Annotated in this window: 15 protein-coding genes; 4 read left to right on the top strand and 11 right to left on the bottom strand. The window is 64.9% G+C overall.

Annotated features, from left to right (window positions below; all coding sequences use genetic code 11):
• Positions 1 to 3: 3 nt before the first annotated feature.
• The 3 genes from AC07U1_RS15490 to AC07U1_RS15480 form a co-directional block, all read right to left on the bottom strand.
• Positions 4 to 948 (bottom strand): dihydrodipicolinate synthase family protein, encoded by a 945-nt coding sequence (locus AC07U1_RS15490; RefSeq protein ID WP_495178407.1) that lies wholly within the window; start codon positions 946 to 948, stop codon positions 4 to 6.
• A 22-nt stretch (positions 949 to 970) separates the two neighbouring features.
• Complete coding sequence (locus AC07U1_RS15485; RefSeq protein ID WP_056351946.1) at positions 971 to 1,783, bottom strand: IclR family transcriptional regulator; 813 nt, start codon at positions 1,781 to 1,783, stop codon at positions 971 to 973.
• Positions 1,784 to 1,992: 209 nt separating this feature from the next.
• On the bottom strand, positions 1,993 to 4,920 hold the full coding sequence (locus tag AC07U1_RS15480) for a TonB-dependent receptor domain-containing protein (RefSeq protein WP_495178408.1): 2,928 nt from the start codon (positions 4,918 to 4,920) through the stop codon (positions 1,993 to 1,995).
• Between the two features lie 362 nt (positions 4,921 to 5,282).
• On the opposite strand from AC07U1_RS15480, the gene bla reads away from it, so the two are divergent.
• The 3 genes from bla (at position 5,283) to AC07U1_RS15465 (ending at position 8,721) form a co-directional block, all read left to right on the top strand.
• Positions 5,283 to 6,266 (top strand): metallo-beta-lactamase, encoded by a 984-nt coding sequence (gene bla, locus AC07U1_RS15475; protein WP_495197737.1) that lies wholly within the window; start codon positions 5,283 to 5,285, stop codon positions 6,264 to 6,266.
• Positions 6,263 to 7,684 carry an LVIVD repeat-containing protein gene (locus AC07U1_RS15470; RefSeq protein ID WP_495178410.1) on the top strand — a complete coding sequence of 474 codons (1,422 nt, stop codon included), beginning with the start codon at positions 6,263 to 6,265 and terminating at the stop codon, positions 7,682 to 7,684. Before bla ends, AC07U1_RS15470 begins: the two co-directional genes overlap by 4 nt.
• Before the next feature lie 296 nt (positions 7,685 to 7,980).
• Complete coding sequence (locus tag AC07U1_RS15465; RefSeq protein ID WP_495178411.1) at positions 7,981 to 8,721, top strand: SDR family NAD(P)-dependent oxidoreductase; 741 nt, start codon at positions 7,981 to 7,983, stop codon at positions 8,719 to 8,721.
• A 9-nt stretch (positions 8,722 to 8,730) separates the two neighbouring features.
• Here AC07U1_RS15465 and AC07U1_RS15460 read toward each other — a convergent pair whose 3' ends face one another.
• From AC07U1_RS15460 to AC07U1_RS15430, 7 genes are read right to left on the bottom strand one after another with little or no spacing between them, the layout of a single operon-like run.
• A complete protein-coding gene (locus AC07U1_RS15460; protein ID WP_495178412.1) occupies positions 8,731 to 9,132 on the bottom strand; it encodes a GFA family protein in 402 nt (133 codons plus the stop codon).
• Positions 9,129 to 9,899: a TetR family transcriptional regulator gene (locus AC07U1_RS15455; RefSeq protein WP_495178413.1), complete on the bottom strand. Its 771-nt coding sequence runs from the start codon at positions 9,897 to 9,899 to the stop codon at positions 9,129 to 9,131. Before AC07U1_RS15455 ends, AC07U1_RS15460 begins: the two co-directional genes overlap by 4 nt.
• Positions 9,896 to 10,393 (bottom strand): hypothetical protein, encoded by a 498-nt coding sequence (locus AC07U1_RS15450; protein ID WP_495178414.1) that lies wholly within the window; start codon positions 10,391 to 10,393, stop codon positions 9,896 to 9,898. The genes AC07U1_RS15455 and AC07U1_RS15450 overlap by 4 nt, the downstream gene beginning before the upstream one ends.
• Positions 10,363 to 11,376: a hypothetical protein gene (locus AC07U1_RS15445; protein ID WP_495178415.1), complete on the bottom strand. Its 1,014-nt coding sequence runs from the start codon at positions 11,374 to 11,376 to the stop codon at positions 10,363 to 10,365. Before AC07U1_RS15445 ends, AC07U1_RS15450 begins: the two co-directional genes overlap by 31 nt.
• Before the next feature lie 11 nt (positions 11,377 to 11,387).
• Positions 11,388 to 12,185: a crotonase/enoyl-CoA hydratase family protein gene (locus AC07U1_RS15440; RefSeq protein WP_495178416.1), complete on the bottom strand. Its 798-nt coding sequence runs from the start codon at positions 12,183 to 12,185 to the stop codon at positions 11,388 to 11,390.
• Positions 12,186 to 12,204: 19 nt separating this feature from the next.
• Positions 12,205 to 13,428 (bottom strand): acyl-CoA dehydrogenase family protein, encoded by a 1,224-nt coding sequence (locus tag AC07U1_RS15435; protein WP_495178417.1) that lies wholly within the window; start codon positions 13,426 to 13,428, stop codon positions 12,205 to 12,207.
• An 11-nt stretch (positions 13,429 to 13,439) separates the two neighbouring features.
• Positions 13,440 to 14,540 (bottom strand): acyl-CoA dehydrogenase family protein, encoded by a 1,101-nt coding sequence (locus AC07U1_RS15430; protein ID WP_495178418.1) that lies wholly within the window; start codon positions 14,538 to 14,540, stop codon positions 13,440 to 13,442.
• A gap of 161 nt (positions 14,541 to 14,701) precedes the next feature.
• Between AC07U1_RS15430 and AC07U1_RS15425 the strand changes: the two genes are divergently transcribed.
• Positions 14,702 to 17,005: a CaiB/BaiF CoA-transferase family protein gene (locus tag AC07U1_RS15425; protein ID WP_495178419.1), complete on the top strand. Its 2,304-nt coding sequence runs from the start codon at positions 14,702 to 14,704 to the stop codon at positions 17,003 to 17,005.
• Between the two features lie 15 nt (positions 17,006 to 17,020).
• Here AC07U1_RS15425 and AC07U1_RS15420 read toward each other — a convergent pair whose 3' ends face one another.
• On the bottom strand, positions 17,021 to 17,395 hold the full coding sequence (locus AC07U1_RS15420; RefSeq protein ID WP_495178420.1) for an EthD domain-containing protein: 375 nt from the start codon (positions 17,393 to 17,395) through the stop codon (positions 17,021 to 17,023).
• Positions 17,396 to 17,417: the final 22 nt, after the last annotated feature.

The following is a 17,417-nucleotide window of genomic DNA, read 5'->3' as shown; positions in this document are numbered from 1 at the left end:
GCGTCAGACCAGCGCCGGTTCGACCAGGCCGGCGCCGCGCACCGCGTGCTCAATGCGGCGGAGTTCTTCGGCGCTCGGCGGCACCGTCGGCGGACGCACGGTACCGCGCGCGATCAGCCCGGCGACGGCCATCGCCGCCTTCATGCAGGCATGCGCCTCGCCCGTAGGCTCGCCATCGCCATAGACCGCCTGCTTGAGCGGATCGATCAGCGCCTGCACGCGCTGCGCCTCGACCAGGTCGCCCTGCTGCACGGCATCGAGCAGGTCCGCGATCAGGCCCGGGATGACCGAGGCGAAGCCGACGAGCGCGCCATCGACACCCTGGACCATCGAGGCGAGCAGATATTCATCATGACAGGTCAGCAGCGCCTTGCCCGGCGCCGCGGCGCGGATCGCCTTCAGGTCGCGATCATATTTGTTCATCTCGCGCGTGCCGATCTTGAACGCCTGCACCGCGTCGAGGCGCGCAAGTTCGGCGAGCAGTTCTGACGAGAAGCTCGCCTTGGTCCATGCGGGATAGACATGAACGATCAGCGGCAGCCCCGAAGCCTTGCCGATCGCTTCGAAATATTCGGTGACGTGCGACGGACGGAAACCAAAACGCAGCCAGTGATGCGGGGGCATGATGTCGAGCGCGCTGGCGCCGGCTTCGCGCGCGATCACGGCCTGTTCGCAGGCATCCAATATGCCCTCGCACACGATCGAGGAAATGACCGGGATGCGGCCATCGACCGCCTTTGCAACGATCGACGTCACCTGGGCGCGTTCAGCGGGGGTCAGCGAGAAGACCTCTCCGGTGTGACCGTTCGTCATGATCGCCTTGATGTGGCGCTGTTCGGAGAGCCAGCGCGCAAGCCGCGTAAGGCCGCCTTCGTCAATGCTGAAATCCTCATTGAACGGAACGGCGATGGCGGGGATCAAGCCCTTGAAATCGATAGCGGAAGTCACCGGTAAAAGTCTCCAATTGTTGCTATGGTGCCAAAGATTGAGCCGCCGTGCCGCCAGCGGCGCGAACGGCGAACGAAAGCTGGCGCGCGGCTTCGCAGGTGATGTCGCGTGCGCGGTCGACGAAATCGTCGAGAGTCTGGCCGAAGGACGGCGCCGCAACGCTGAGCGCCGCGAGCGGAACGCCGTCCATGTCGGTGATCGGCGCCGCGAGAACGCGCAGGCCCGTCACCGTTTCCTGGTCCGATACGGCGAAGCCGTCTTCACGAACCTTGGCGATCTCGTCGAGCAGCCGGTCGATGTCGACCATCGTATATTCGGTGAGCTGCTTCGGCGGGTTGGATTCGAGGATTTCGCGTTCGGTCGCGACGGGCAGATGGGCAAGGATCGCCCGCCCCAGCGCCGACGAGAAGGCCGGGACGCGATTGCCGACCCGGACGTCGACGGCCAGCCGTTGCAGCCCGGCCTGGATACGCTCGATATAGACCACCTCATAGGCATCAAGGACCCCGATCGAGGCCGCCTCGATATGGTCGTCGACAAGCGAGCGAAGCAGCGGCCGCCCGAGGCTGCGGATGTCGGATCGCGCAATAGCGTTGAAACCGAGATCGAGGCATTTGAGCGTCAGGCGAAAGCGCTTGCTCTCCCCTACCCGCTCGACATAGCCGAGCGACACCAAGGTATTCAGCATGCGAAAGGCGGTCGCATTGTCGGTCCCCGCCGCGCGCGCCACTTCGGCAATGACAAGCTCTTCGCTGTCGAGTCCGAAGGCATTCAGGACCGCAAATGCCTTGGCCACCGACTTGACCGTATTCTTGTCGTTCTTCTCATCGCTCATCAGGATGCTCCCGCTCGATTTTGTCATGCGGCCTGTTCCTATCAGCGCGGCGCGGCCAAAAATAGCGGGTGACGCAAGGGTCCATCCTGGCGCGCGCCGGGCTTCACCGCGCGCATGACGCGCGGCGACCCGGAGCCGGGGAGGACGAGATCCGGCCGCCGATTGTTCGGCACCCTTTGCTCGCCAGGATGGAAGAGGATGCGCCATCGTCAGAAGGAGAAGCGGGCGCCGACCTTGTACGTACGCCCGAGGACGTCGTAGAAGGTGCCATTGGTGTAGGAACTATACTGGGCAAACTTGCCCGGCAGCCCGAACCAGCCGGTCGCGCCGGTGCCCGGCGAGAAGGGCGGCTTGGTATTGAGGATGTTGTCGACGTTGGCGAACAGCTGGACCTTCGCCTTGTCACCCGAGACGATATTGTAACGGATGTTCGCGTCGAGATAGAAATAGGCCGGAATCTTCTCGTCGAGATAGGTGTTCGCGGCCGCGAACTTGTACCGGTACATGCTGTCGATGAAGTTGCCGCGCAGGCTCACCCCCAGCTTCTCGTCATTATAGGCCAGCGTTGCGTTCCAGCGCCAATGCGGCACGCCCGAAAGGTCGCCCGCGAGATCGCGCGGATTGAGACCCGAGCTGTTTTCTTTGTATTTGTCGACATAGTTGGCGAGGAGCCGGGCCGAGAACTGGCCCGTCGAGCCACCGAACAGGACGTCGGCGCCGAAGCGATAGCCAAGGTCGAATTCGATACCCTGCGTCTCGATCGAGCCGAGATTGAGGAAGGGGTCGATAATCACGGTCTGGTCACTATTGATGAGACTGCAGAGCCCTTGGTTCGGTTCGCGTCCCGCGGCGGTGCCGCCGCCGAAGCAGCCGTCGATGATGCCCTGCGCGCCGAGCTTGCCGATGACGTCCTTGAGCTTGATGCGGTAGCCGTCGATCGAGAGCGTGAGGCCTCGCGTCAGCACATCTTCCATCGTAATGCCGACGGTGGTGCTGTAGGCGCGCTCGGGGCTGAGATCGAGATTGTTGCGTCCTGGCGAGACGGCGTTCGCCGAACCCGTTTCCACACCGCCCGGACCGCGGGTGATCACCGAAGAATAAGTGGTGTTCGCTCCGAAACTCTCGAAAAGCGAAGGCGCACGAATATCTTTCGAATAGGCGGCGCGGAAGCGAAGGCCCGAGACGGGTTCGTAGGTGGTCCCGACCTTCCAGGTAACAACCGTGCCGCTCGTGCTGTAATCGGTCACGCGGATCGCGCCGTTGAGATCGAGCGATTCTGCGCCCTTCACGTCAGCGAGCAGCGGCACGACGACTTCGCTGAAGCCTTCGACGACGGTATAGTTGCCGGCGAAGCTCTTCGGATTGGATTGCTGGAAGCCCCCCGAGGCGAAGAGCGGCGGATTGACGAAGTCGGCGTAGAAGCTGACGTCCTGCGCGACCTTCTCATAGCGATAGTCGACGCCGGCCGCGAAGGACACGGGACCAGCCCAGGTCGAGAAGGGCTCGCCGTTGATCGACGCGCCTGCCGCGACCTGCGTATAGACCGAGCTTTGATAGAGATCGTCGACGATATAATCCTTCGCCGAGGCCAGCGACCCCGGTCCGAAAGGATTGGCGGGAACACAGAGGGCGGCCGCGCCATAAGCCGCCTCGCCCGGCGCTGCGGCCCCTTCGACATTCACGCGGCAATCGGGCAGCCCGGTCCGGGGATTGATGACGACGTCGGTTGCGGCGGCAAGGTTCGAGACGACGATATTGTTGCCGAGGATCGTGTCGTACCAGTCGCGCCCGAAGGTGCCATAGGCCTTCCACGACCAGCCTTTGCCCATCTGACCTTCGAGGCCGGTGGCGACGCGGAAGACACGGTTGTTCGAATCCGAGGTCGCCGAACCGAGTTCGGGCGTCAGTTTCGACAGATAGATGGTGTCGGTGCCATTGGCGTTCATGATCGCCTGGATGTCGGCAGGGATGTACGGATTGCCGTTCCGGATCGCGATCGGATAGTCGGTCGAGGACGGGATCGCGTTCAAGAACAGGTCGGTTTCGGTACCCGACTCGCCATAGGAGGCTTCGATGAATCCGGTAAGGCTCGGCGAAAACTCATAGAGTGCGCGGCCGAAGAGGATCTTGCGCTCGAGCGGAGCCTGAAGGTTTCGCACACCGCGCCATTCGCCGTCGCCGCCGATCGACACGCTGCGATTGATCGGTCCGACCTGGCCATAGTCGAACGGCGCCGAACTGGTCGAATTGAGGAACTGACGCCCATAGAAGGGGTCGGTCGACGCGAGCGGGTTTCCGTTGGCGGCGACGAGTACGCCGCCGCGCGTGTAGCTGTTGTGCGTCAGGCCGCAGGTCTGGAGCCCGAGATAGAAAGTGCCGTTCACCGAACCCGGGAACCAGCCGCACTGATCCTTGCCATAGGGCCGATCGTTGGTCGTCGGGACATCCCACGACTTGCTGTACTCGCCCGCGAGCATGAGCTGGCCGCGACCATCCGCGAACGAGGTGCCGGCAGCGAGACTGAGGCTGACTTCCTGCGCGTCGCCATAATCGGAGACGCCATATTGCACCTTGCCCTGGATGCCTTCGAGCTTGCGTTTCAGCACGATGTTGATGACGCCCCCCACGGCGTCGGAACCCCAGGCCGCCGAAGCGCCGCCGCTCACCACATCGAGACGATCGACAAGCGCTTCGGGGATGAGGTTGATGTCGACCGAACTGCCGCCTGAGTTCTCCGCGCCGTTCGAGGGAACGAAGCGGCGACCGTCGACGAGGGTGAGCGTACGCGTCGCGCCAAGGCCTCGCAGGTTCACATAGTTGCCGCTGGCCTGCGACGTGGCGGGAAAATTCGGCGAAGGGCGAACCGAGGGAATGTCGTAAAGGACGTCCGCGATCGTCGTAGCGGCCTGAGCCTCGATCGCATCGCGCCCGATCGCGGTCACCGGCGTCGGCGCGAGATAGCCTTCACGGTTGACGCGCGTGCCAGTGACGATGATCGACGCGTCGTCGGCCGGCGCGCTTTCGGTAGCCTCGGCGTCCGGAGCGACTTCCTGTGCCATCGCCGGGACGGCGGAGAGGAGGATCGCGGCGGTCCCGCATGCGAGCCTGATTTTCGACGTAAACAATGCCTTTTTCATTCATCCCTCCCGAGCGGGTTTCCCAAAGCGTGCCCGGTCGCCGGGCCATCCTGCCATCCGAGTGCGAAATTCACATTATTCGGATAGCGAACTTATATTCGCATTTCTAAGCATATGGATTTTCGACAGCTTGTAAATACCCCCGAGACAAGTTGAAGAAGTCGCTGATTTACTTGATCTTCGCGCACCAAGGCCGCCCGGATGCCGACGATGGGAAGGCCGCGGGTGCGACAGGATGCGACACGGTGATGGCGAGTCGAAGGGCAACGCGCGGACCTTGACATCGAGCGCCGACCCGATATCAAATCGCTATTGACGAATATTAATTCGCTATCCGAATACACGGGAGAAGATCGATGGGCATGAAGAAGGCAATGTCGCGGTTCGCCGTATCCTTGGCTGCGCTGGCAATGGGCCAGGCCGCACTCGCCGCTCCCTCCGCGCCGCCGCTCGCGAAGATCGCCGCCGACTCGCCCCTCCTCAGCATCGACCCGAACGAAGTCGCCTGCGGTCGCCCCGCAATCGCCCTCATGGACGCGACGCGCATCACGACGGGCTGGGATCACCGCAAGTTCCCCGCCTTCAAGGTCGTCGGCAATACCTATTCGGTCGGCATCTCGGCGGTCACCGCCTATCTCGTCAAGACGAGCGACGGCCTGATCCTGATCGACACGACGTTCGACGAGACGGCGCCATGGGTTGCGGAGTCGATCGAGAAGCTCGGCTTCAAACTCGCGGATATCAAGATCATCCTCGGCAGCCACGCGCACCTCGATCACCAGGGCGGCAGCGCGTGGATGAAGGTCCATGCGCCGGACGCGAAGTTGATGATCATGGAAGGCGACGCCGAGACGGTCGAAAAGGGTTCGCCGGCGGTCGAAGGGATCGGCCGCGGCATGCCGCCGGTAAAGGTCGACCGCGTCCTGCACGACGGCGACAAGGTGACCCTCGGCGATGTGACCGTTTCGGTTTGGAAGACCGCCGGCCATACCCGCGGCGCCTCATCCTTTGAATGGCAGACGACCGAAAATGGCAAGACCTATGACGTGTTGCTGATGGGAAGCCAGCAGGCCGTCACCAAGCTCGTGCCCGAAGAATATCCCGGGATCGTCAAAGACCAGATCGACGGCTGGGAGCGACTCCTGTCGCTCAAGCCCGACGTCTGGTTCGGCGGCCACCCCTGGCAGCACAATAATGTCGACAAATATGAAGCGATGCTGGCCGAACCCGGAAGCAATCCCTTCATCGATCCCAAGGGCTATCGCTGCCTCGTGGCCGCGCGCGCCTTCGATTTTGTCGAGGAACTCAAGAAACAGGAAGCCGCAGCGGCCAAGGGCGGCAAGTGAGCGCGCGCGCGGCGCGGCTGCTCGCTGTTGCCGCGTGCGCAGCGCTTGCCGCCACACCATCGGCCAGCGCCTCCCCCTCTTCTTCGGGCGGGCCGAAAACGCCGAGCCGCGCGACGGCGCTGTGCGGTCCGGGCGACAATCCCGAGCCCGGCATGCAGGGCGAGACGCCGCTTGCCGACCTCGAGGCCGGGCGCATCGCCACGCCCTACGTCTGCGGCATGCGCATCGTCGGCAAGCTCGACCCGTGGGGACGCGGCGACAATGCGATGCTCAAACGATCGCGCCAGTGCGCCTATGTTTACGGCGGCGGTGAACGCAAAGGAATCGCCGTCATCGACGCGAGCGACCCCAAGGCACCCAAGGCGGTGGGTCTGCTCGACACGCCGGGCGCGATCGGGGGATCGGAGACGATGGACGTCATCGACACCGGCACCCGCCACCTGCTCGTCGCGGGCGACTATAGCGGCGGCCTCAGACCGCCCGGCCCCGCTCCCCTCGACATCTACGATATCAGCGACTGCACCACGCCGAAGTTGCTCACGACCTTTTACTGGCCCGCAAACATCCATGTGCCCAAGATCTCGCCCGATGGCATGCGGGTCTATGCGAGCCGCGAATATGGCACCGATGGCCTGATGGTCCTCGACATCAGCGATCCGGCAAGACCCATTTATATGGGGGAATATCCGCTAGTCCTTCCCGGCGGCAAGGCACAGCGCTGCCACGACATGTGGATCAACGATGGCCAGACGCGACTGATCTGCGCCGGAAGCGTGCCGATGATCGAGGCGCGCAAGGGCGATTCCGCGCCCAGCATCTGGGACATCACCCAGATCGGCAAGCCGAACCCCGAATGGCCGACGATCAGGTTCGTCGGCACCAGCGACATCCGCGGCCAAGGCGATCATCATGCGCCGCTGCTGCGCGTCCGCGGCCGCCAGTATCTGGTGGCTGCGAATGAGCTCCGCTGCACCGCCTTCCCGCGCATCTTCGATATGACCGATGAAAAGTCGCTGCGCATGGTCGGCGAATTCCGGCTTGAGGCGAATGACCGCTGCCTCAATGATCCGGCATGGGCCAAGGCGAACGCCGCCGGCTCCTACGGCCTCCATTATAATGCCGTTGTCGACGATGCTTGGGGCGGCGTGGCGCTCGGCCTGTTCAGCTTCATGGGCTCGGGGGTCCGGATCGTCGACCTCCGCGATCCGACGCACCCGTACGAAGTGGCCTATTACCATCCGGGAGCCATCGATGCCCCCTCCCCTCGCGGTCCCCTCGCCGGCAAGACCGACAGCTGCATGTCGATCAACAGTTTCGTGCCAGAGACCGGCCATATCTGGTTCGTCTGCCGCAGCGGCTTTTACGTCGCCGAACTTTCAAAGGCCGTTCGCGCCAAGCTTGGCGCATCCGTGCCATGAGGTGGCAACGCCTTGGCTGATAGATGGGTCGGGCGCTTCGGCCACGGCGCATAGCGCGGACTTTCTCGGCCTTGCGAGAAAGGATGAGGATAGCCGGCGCAAGTCATTGCTGAAGGACGGGTATTAGTCCGGCCAGCCGACCAAGCCTCCTCCTTGGGGGCAGTTCGCCCCCCGCCGTCCTTTTCCCCAACGCCTCTGCCATTGTAATCGGGAGAACATATCTATATATCATAGATATTAGACCCGGATGGTCCAGAGGATCGCTTCGGTGGCGCAAACCTGGTGGGAGAAGATTGATGGCAGGCCGATTGTCTGGGAAAATCATTCTTCTGTCGGGCGGAACCCGAGGGATGGGCGAAGCGCAGGTCCGCGGCATGGTGCGCGAGGGCGCCGAGGTCATTTTCGGTGGCCGGGATCGGGCCGCGGGGGCGGCGATCGAGGCATCGCTCGACAGCAAGGCGTACTTCATACCGCTCGACGTCACGAAACCCGAAGATTGGAAGGCTGCAGTCGAATTCGCGGTGAAGCGGTTCGGCCGGATCGATGGTCTCGTGAACAACGCCGGGGTCGGCGCCACGCACCCGCTGATCGACATCAGCGACGAAGAGTGGGCCGGCGTCGTCGCGGTCAACCAGAACGGCGTCTTTTTCGGGATGCGCGAGGGGGCGCGCGCGATGCTGGCATCGGGCGGGGGTTCGATCGTCAATGTCGCATCGCCAGCGGGCACGAAGGCCCATGCAAATCTGGTCGCCTATTCGGCCGCGAAGGCGGCGGTGATCGGGATGTCGCGGGCGGCCGCCAAGGAACTCGCGCCCAGCGGCATTCGCGTCAACGTCCTGATCCCGGGCTTTGTCGCGACGCGCCTCCTGACCGAGACGACGAACAGCCAGGCCCTCATACGCGGTGCGCAGTTGACCCCGCTCGGACGCGTCGCACAGCCTGAGGAGAGCGTTGGCGCTGTCCTGTTCCTGCTATCCGACGAAAGCAGCTTCGTGACGGGCACGCAGATCGTCGTCGACGGCGGCTACACCGCGTGACCGGACAGGTCAGGCGTTTTTTCCGAACGCATATTGGCCTTCGGGCAACACCACCCACGGCAGTGCGGTCGATGTCCAGACGCTGACCGTCGGAGCGAAGGGGGCCGGATCGTCGAGCGTTCCGGCCTTGACGATCAAAAGCCCCTTGCCGTCGGTCGGCTCCGAGAAGATCGGCGACCCGCAACGACCGCAGAATTTGCGCAGCACCGCGTTGCCCGAGAATGTGTCCTTATCCTCATAGACCGACAGGTCGCCTTCATGGCTGACCGCGGCCCCCTTGAAGAGCAGATTGACCGAGAAGGCGCTGCCCGATTGCCGGCGACAGTTGGTGCAGTGGCATTGCGCCACCACGATCGGGTCGCCGTCGGCACGGTAGCGGACCGCCCCACAATTGCATCCGCCCTCGATCATATGGCTTTACCCTTCTGTCCGTATCGAAATCTGAAGCCGTCGAGCAGCACCTCGAGCGTCTCGACGAACAACGCCTCGTCGGACACCGGAGATTTGGCGATCGCTGCGGCAAGCAGCGGGTAACGCGCCGGATCAACCGTCGGCATCGCGGCGTGGTCGTGCGCCTTGGCCGCCGCGTCGAAGAGCGCCTTGCCATAGGTCAGCTTTTCGAGCGCCTCGAGAACCGCCAGATGATGCTCGGGCGGGTAAGGACAGTCCGACAGGCCGCGCTCATAGGCACCGAGCATCAGCTCGCGCGGGAAGAAACGCAGCATCAGCGGCCCGGCGTGCGCGTGGTTCAGCATCACGCGGCGGGTCGCAACCGCGAGGTCGATCGCCCGCTCCTCCCACGACGACCCCGGCTTTTCCCCCTGCCCCACCTCGACCAGCAAGGTCCGGGCCATCATGTGGAGAAGTTCGTCGCGGTTCTTGAAATGATAATAAAGCGACGGCGCCTGGACGTTCAGTTCGCGCGCCACCGCCTGCACAGTCAGCGCGTCGAGGCCCTGGCGATCGAGCAGGTCGATCGACACAAGGATCGCCGTTTCGCGCGTGATCAGCGGCGTCAGCGGGCGCCCCGGCCCCTTTTTTCTCTTGGCTTGGCTGGCGGGCAAACTTATCCCTTTCCCTATCGGCATTAGGCCGACAGATGCCATCATTGCCCGGCTTTGAACAGCCAAGAGGCTGCGACGCGCCAAATGCCCGTCAATCCCGCCCGTCGCGATCATGCAAAGCGCCATTCCCGAAGCCCCGCGCCCTCGACGATCCGGCCGGGCGCGCCCACAGGCTCCGCATCCGCATCGGCGAGCCGTCGCAGGACGTCGCCTTCGCTCGGCGGAACATGCGCGAGCGTCCGCTCGCCCTCCGGTGTCCGCGCAACCACGACGCCCGCTTTTGGCATCCCGTCGCGCCTGTAGAGGATCGTGTAGCTTTCGATCGTCGCGTCACCCAGATAATCGCGCGCCAGCGCCGGAATTGCATCGCGCATCGCATCTGCCTCCTCCTGATAATCGTAACTGCGGGGAAAAATGGCGGCCGCAAGCGGCTTGCTGCTGATCACGATGCTGTGATTGTGCGTCGCATAGCCGCCATTTGCGAACAGCAGCCCCGTCCCTTCCTCGGCACGCAGCCGATCGGTCATGCTCGCGATGGCATGGCCCATATAATTGCCGATCGGCCCGCCACCAAAGGTCAGACCGTCGCAGGCCGTTCGGCCGGCCAATCGATGATCCGGCGGGCCAGCTTGGGAATGCAGGGGAAACAGCTGTACAGTTCGACCATATCGAGCCGGGACGGATCGACCCCGTTCAAGGCGAGCGCCCGGCGGATCGAGACCTCCATGCTCGCGCTATGGTCGTAGCGATCGCGCTGCAACGGGCTGTTCGGTTCATGGGCCGCCGCACCATTACCGACATAGATCCAGCGGTCCTCGGCGATCCCGCGCCGGCGCGCCTCGCCGACGCTCGTCACGATGAAGGCGGCACCCTGGTTGACCGAGGCGTTGGCGACCATCAGCTTGTTATAGGGAAAGGCGATCGGCCGGTTGCTCTCGGTCGGCGTGATCACGTCAGCCGGGCTGACCGGTTTCCGAATCCATGCATGAGGATTGGCGGTCGCAACCTCAGAAAAAAGCGACCAGATCGTCCCGCTTTCGGCCTGCGCCTCGGCGAAACTTTGTCCGAGCGATGCGCGGAGTGCATTTTCGTAGAGAGGGTAAACATCGACCGGCGCGACCAGCCCATATTGCTGCGCATAGCTTGGCTCGCGCCGCTGCGCGGCTTCGCGCGTCGCATCGACGCGGCGGCCGGACTCCTCTGCCGCCGCCCTTGCTGCCGCGGTTCGCAGCGCCTCGGCGCCGCACACCAGCGCGATCCGGCACTCGCCGGCCCCGATCCGGTTGGCCGCTTCGTTGAGGAGCAGGACCGGGCTATCGCCGTTCGGCCCTTCGCTTTGCATCATCGTCGCGGGCGCGATGCCGAGTTCGCTCGCCAGAGACTCCCGCGCATCGCGAATGTCGCGGAACGATATCTGCTGGACGATCCCCAGAAAATCGGCGTCGGCGAGCAGCGCCCCGCCAGCGTCCTTTTCGGCGATCCGCAGCGCGTCCGCCATCAACACGACGGGATCGCGGCCATCGGCGGGGTTTTCCGGCCGATCATTGATCTGGCCGACACCGACGATGATAGGTCTGTTATCGTCCGGCATGCTTTGTTTCCTCAACGAGCCTGCCAGACGGGCTGGCGTTTTTCGGCAAAGGCGCGCGGGCCTTCGCGCGAATCCTCGGAGGTGAAGACCACACGCGTTTCGCGCTTGTTCGCCTCCCAGAACTCGGCGTCGCTGGCGATCTGGCCCTCGGCGATACCCATGGCGATGCGCTTGCTGGCCTGCACCGCGAGAGGGGCGTTGACCGCGATGCGCTCGGCAAAGTCGAGCGCGGTGTCCATGAGCTTGTCCAAGGGCACCACTTCGTTGGCGAGGCCGAGATCGAGCGCGCGTTGCGCCGAAATCGGCTCGCCGGTCAGCAACAGCTGCATCGCAATCTTGCGTGGCAATTGCTGGACGATGCGAAACGCGCCGCCCGCCGCCGCGATGATCCCGCGCTTGACCTCGGGCAGTCCGAATTGCGCATGGTCGGCCGCAATCACGATGTCCGAGGCCAGCGCGAGTTCGGTGCCGCCGCCGAGCGCGAAGCCGTTGACCGCCGCGATGATCGGTTTGCCGATCGGGTGCCGCACAAAACCCGCGAAGCCCCAGGCGCGCTGCGCCTTGTCTTCGGGTTCGAGCCGCTCGCCGCGCGACAGGGCTTTCAGATCGGCGCCAGCGCAAAAGGCCTGGTCCCCCGCACCGGTGACGATCACCGCGCGGATGTCGGGATCGGCCTCGGCCTGTTCGAGTCCTTCGCCCAGCCCGATATGGACCGCGGCATTGACTGCGTTGCGCGCGTCGGGGCGGTTGATCGTCAGGATCAGGACATGGCCGCGACGTTCGGCGAGCACGGCGGGAGCATCGGTCATCTTGTTTCTCCGATAGGGGCTAGAGGCCCATGATTTTGGCGATAATGTTGCGCTGGATTTCGTTGGTCCCGGCATAGATCGACGCCGCGCGTTCGCTGACGTAGCGCATCGGCGCGATCGCGGCCTCGCGCGGGCCGACGAAAGCGCCCTCGGCGTGCGGGAAATGGACCGGCCCTGCGGAGACCCCCGCCTGCGGCTGATAGGCCATGCCATAGCGGCCTGCGGCGAGCAGGCGCAGTTCGGTGATCCGCTGCTGCAATTCGGTGCCGCGGATCTTCATCAGCGACGGGGTCGCATGCGGATAGCGCCCCGCCCCCGCGTCGCTCATCGCGCGGAATTCGAAGATTTCGAGCGCGAGCACATCGATCCGCGCCTGCGCGATCGCATCGGCGAAGGCGCTGTCGTCGATGAGGCGCCCGCCTTCGTCGCCGCGCACTTCGCTCGCGAACTGCGCGATCTCGTCGAGGTCGATCTGCAAGCCGGGCGCATAGGCCACGCCGCCGCGTTCGAATTCGAGCAGATATTTGGCGACGGTCCACCCGTCGCCGATCGCGCCCACGACATTCGCCTTGGGCACACGGACGGCGTCGAGGAAAATCTCGTTCTGGATATTCTCGCCCGCGGGCGAGACCGTCGGCACCACGGTGACGCCGGGGCTGGTCATGTCGATCAACAGGAAGCTGATGCCCTTTTGCGGCCGGTCGTGCGTCGACGTGCGGACGAGGAAAAAGCCCCAGTTGGCGGCGTGGGCATGGGTGCTCCACAATTTATGCCCGGTAACCACCAGATCGTCGCCATCCTCCTCGGCACGGCATTGCAGGCTGGCGAGGTCGGAGCCCGACCCGGTTTCGGAATAGCCCTGGCACCAGAAATGCTCGCCCGACAGCATGCGTGGCAGGAAATAGGCCTTCTGCGCGTCGCTGCCATGGCCGATGATCGCGGGGCCGCACATCTGCACCCCCATCGGCGACACCGGCGGCGCGCCCGCCGCGATACGCTCGCGCTGCCAGATATAGCGTTGCGCGAGGCTCCAGCCGGTGCCGCCATGCTCGACCGGCCAGGACGGAGCGACCCAGCCCTTTTTGTGCAAGATCGCCTGCCAGGCGCGCGCATGATCCGGGTCGGCGTAGACGCTGGTCATATTGGCACCGCTCGCGCGCAGATCGTCGGTCAGCTTGTCGGTAAGAAAGGCGCGCACTTCGTCGCGAAAGGCGATTTCGTCGGCGCTCCAGGCGATGTCCATCGGCTGTCTCCTCAGGCCGCGCGCGACAGTGCGACGAAGCGGCGGCGGTGCCAGTCGGCCGAGCCGAATTCGCTCTCGATCACGGTCGCGCGGCGGAAATGATGGGTGACGCGGGCCTCGTCGGTCATCCCCATGCCGCCGTGGAGCTGGATTGCATTCTGGCCGACAAAGCGGCAGGCGTCGGCGATGGTCACCTTCATCGCGGAGACGGCGCGGGCGCGGTCGGCCGGCGCGGCGTCGAGGCAGAGCACCGCGCGGTACACCGCCGAGGTCGCTAGTTCGAGCTGCATATACATGTCGACCATGCGGTGCTGGACGACCTGAAAGGTCGAGATCGCCTGCCCGAACTGGCGGCGCTCCTTGGTGAAGGCGATGGTATCGTCGAGCATCACGCGCATCACGCCAAGCGCCTCGGCACCAAGCATCGCGGTTGCGACGTCGCACAGCCGCTCGATCGCCTCGGCGCCGCGTGCGATGAGCGCGCTGTCGGGGATCGCAACGGCATCGAAGGCGACATCGGCGGCGCGCCGGCCGTCGATCGTCGGAAATGCTTGTTGCGAAATGCCGACCGCGCCGGCTTCGACGAGGAACAGCGCCGGCTCGTCGCCGACGCGCGCGGTGACGAGGAAATGCGTCGCCATAGGCGCCCCGCTCACGACGATCTTGTGGCCATCGACCCGCCAGCCGACCGTCGTGCGCAGCGCAATGGTATCGCGCGGCATGCGGTCGAAGCGCGTTTCGGCCTCGGCCCAGGCAAAAGCCAGTCGCATATCGCCGCCGGCGATCGCAGCATGTTCGGCCGTGTGCCCGGCGCCGAGCGCCGACGCGCCGATCACTGCGGTTTCAAAATAGGGTTCGACGAGCAGGTTTGCGCCAAGCTCCTCCATCACGACCATCATGTCGACCGCATCGCCGCCGATGCCGCCCGCACCTTCGGGCACGAACACGCCCAATATGCCGAGGTCGTCCGCAAGCCCGCGCCACAGCGATTCGCTCCAGCCGGACGCGCTACGCGCATTCGCCGTACGGACCGAAAATCCATTGTTGCGCTGAAGATACCCGCGCAACGCATCGCGCAACTGACGCTGATCGTCGGTGAAAGTGAAGTCCATCGGCAACTCTCCGTGGCGCGGCCGCTATCATAGAAGACGAGCGCCGCAAAACGAATTAGTCGATTAATTAACTTTTCTTCACGGTGCAGATATGGCAAGCGCCGGCGTGGCCAGCGGATCGTCTTCGCGTCCGCTGGTGTATCGCAGAGAAGGGTAAGTTCATGTCCGATCGGCCGCTGTCCGGCATTCGCGTCGTCGAAAGCGTCCAAGGGCCGCTGGCGATGATCGGACGCTATCTGGCCGATCTGGGCGCCGTGGTCGATCGCTTCGCGACCGAGGCCGACGCCGGCGCCGAGGCGGTCGTCGCCAACGCCGGCAAGCGGCTGCACACAGGCAATCTGGGCAGTCCCGAGGCCGCGACGGCCATCGAGAGCGCGCATATCGTCATCGCCGGCCGGGCGTCGGGGGACGATCTCGCCGCGCTCCGCCGCGCCCACCCCGCCCTGATCACTATGGCGGTCAGCGATTTCGGCGAAGACGGCCCGCTGGCGGACTGGCGCGCGACCGGTCCTGTGCTGCACGCGCTGTCCGCCGTGCTGTCGCGGTCGGGCATTCGCGGGCGCGAGCCGCTGCTGCCGCCCGGCGACCTCGCCTATCAATGCGCCGCCCCGCAGGCGGCGTTCGCGCTGCTCGGTGCGCTCTATCGCGCGCTCAGCGGCGGCAAAGGGGCGCATTTCGACTTCGCGGCGCTCGACGGCGCGGTGCAGGGGCTCGACCCGGGCTTCGGGATCAACGGCAGCGCGACGATGGGCAAGCCGGTCGGCCTGCTGCTGCGCGACCGGCCACGCGCGGGATTCCAATATCCGATCATGCGCTGCGCCGACGGTTATGTGCGCATCTGCCTGCTTGCCAAGCGCCAGTGGCGCGGCATGTTCCGGTGGATGGGCGAGCCAGCGCAATTTGCCTCACCCGATTTCGACCGGACGTCGCACCGCTATGCCTCGGCGGACTTGCTCCCTCATATTGCAGGCTTCTTCGCCGACCGTCTACGCGCCGATCTGGAACGCGAAGGACAGGACTATGGCGTACCGATCGCGTCGGTGCTGACGCTCGGCGAATTTCTGGACAGCGACCATGCCGCCGTACGCGAAGCGGTCACCACGCTGGCCGACGGAACGCGGCTGCCCAATGGCTTCCTGACCATCGACGGCGACCGCATGGGTCCGTTGCCGATTGCAGAGGCGGCCGAGTTTCCCGCAGCCGCCGGCGCGGCTCCGCTCGCCCCCTTTGGCGACCTGAAAGTGCTCGATCTCGGCGTCATCGTCGTCGGAGCCGAGGGCGCGCGGCTGCTCGGCGACCTCGGCGCCGATGTGGTCAAGATCGAGAGCCAGGCCTTTCCGGACGGCAGCCGCCAATCCTATCTCGAGCACGGCATGTCGGTCAGCTTCGCCGCAGGGCATCGCAACAAGCGCAGCCTGGGGATCGACCTGCGCAGCGACGAAGGACGCGCGCTATTCCTCGACATGGTCAGGCAAGCGGACGTCGTCTGCTCGAACTTCAAGCCCGGCACGATGGAGAAGCTCGGCCTCGGTGAAGCCGATCTGCGTGCCATCAACCCGCGGATCGTCTTGTCCGAAAGCTCGGCCTTCGGCGACACCGGGCCGTGGAGCGGGCGGATGGGCTATGGCCCGCTGGTTCGCGCATCGACCGGGCTGACGCTCGCCTGGCGCTATCCCGACGATCCCTTGAGCTTCAGCGATTCGATCACCGTCTATCCCGACCATGTCGCAGGCCGCATCTGTGCGATCGGGGTCGCGGCGCTGCTGATCCGCCGCCTGCGCACCGGGCTGGGCGGCGTCGCCAAGGTCGCACAATCCGAAGTGATGATCGGCCATTTCGCCACCGACGTCGTGCGCGGTACGCCGGCGGGCGGCGCTGCCACCGACTGGCCGTGGGCGGCCTATCGCGCCGCGGGCGACGACGAATGGTGCGTGATCACCGTCGAGAGCGACGCCGACTGGGCGCGGTTGTGCGAGACGATCGGCTATGGTGAAGGCTTGGCCTTTGACAGCGCCGCCAGACGGCTTGCCGCGCGCCGCGAGATCGACACGGCGATCGACGCCTGGCTCGCGGGGCGTAGCCGACACGCCGCCGCGGAGACGCTGCAGGCGGCGGGCATTGCTGCCGCCCCGATGCTGCGGCTCTCCGAACTGCCGGATTTCCCCTATTATGTTGAGCGCGGTTTCTACCGGATCGAGGATCATCCCTGGTTGCAGGAGGATGTGTTAGGCGACGCCTATGTGGTCAAGACCGCCGACCTGCCCGCGCCGCCTTTGCGCCCCGCCCCGCTGAGCGGCGAGCAAAGCGAAGAGGTCATCGCCGACTGGCTCGGCATCGATGCGGTGGGCGTCCAGTCGTTGAAAGATGCCGCCATTCTCGAACCGCTTGCCGAACTGACGCGACAGCAGGCCGAGGCGCATATGGCGAGCGACGAACCCGTGACCGCGACGGGACGCTGGAAATAGGTTCTTTCGACCCGCCTATCCGATGACGTGAAAATCGTCCGACAGGAAGATAGGCGAATTGGGCAGATCGATGAATTTCCTCTCGTCGGCGAGCAGCAGCGCGCCGGCGATGCGTCCGGCCTCGGTCGAACCTGCGGCGGCAAAGCTGGCCATATCGTCCCACCACAGCTGCGCGACACCATCGAAATCGAGGCTCGAGGAGCCGCGCACATCGGCGAGCGGAAAGGTGCCCGGGAGCGTCAGGCTGTGCGACTGGACATATTTTCGGATGCCGAGCGCCGAGGCATGGTCCTTGACCAGCGGCGCATGCTCGTTCCGCCAATAGTCATGGAATTGCTCGCGCGTCAGGCCCGGCAAGCGCTTGAGGCAGAAGGTCACTCGCAGCATCATCGTCTCTCCCCATCCGTCTGTG

The sequence above is a fragment of the Sphingopyxis sp. GW821-FHT02C12 genome, from assembly GCF_059421785.1.
Note: the sequence above shows the minus strand (reverse complement) of the source record. Positions and strands in the feature narration are given on the sequence as shown.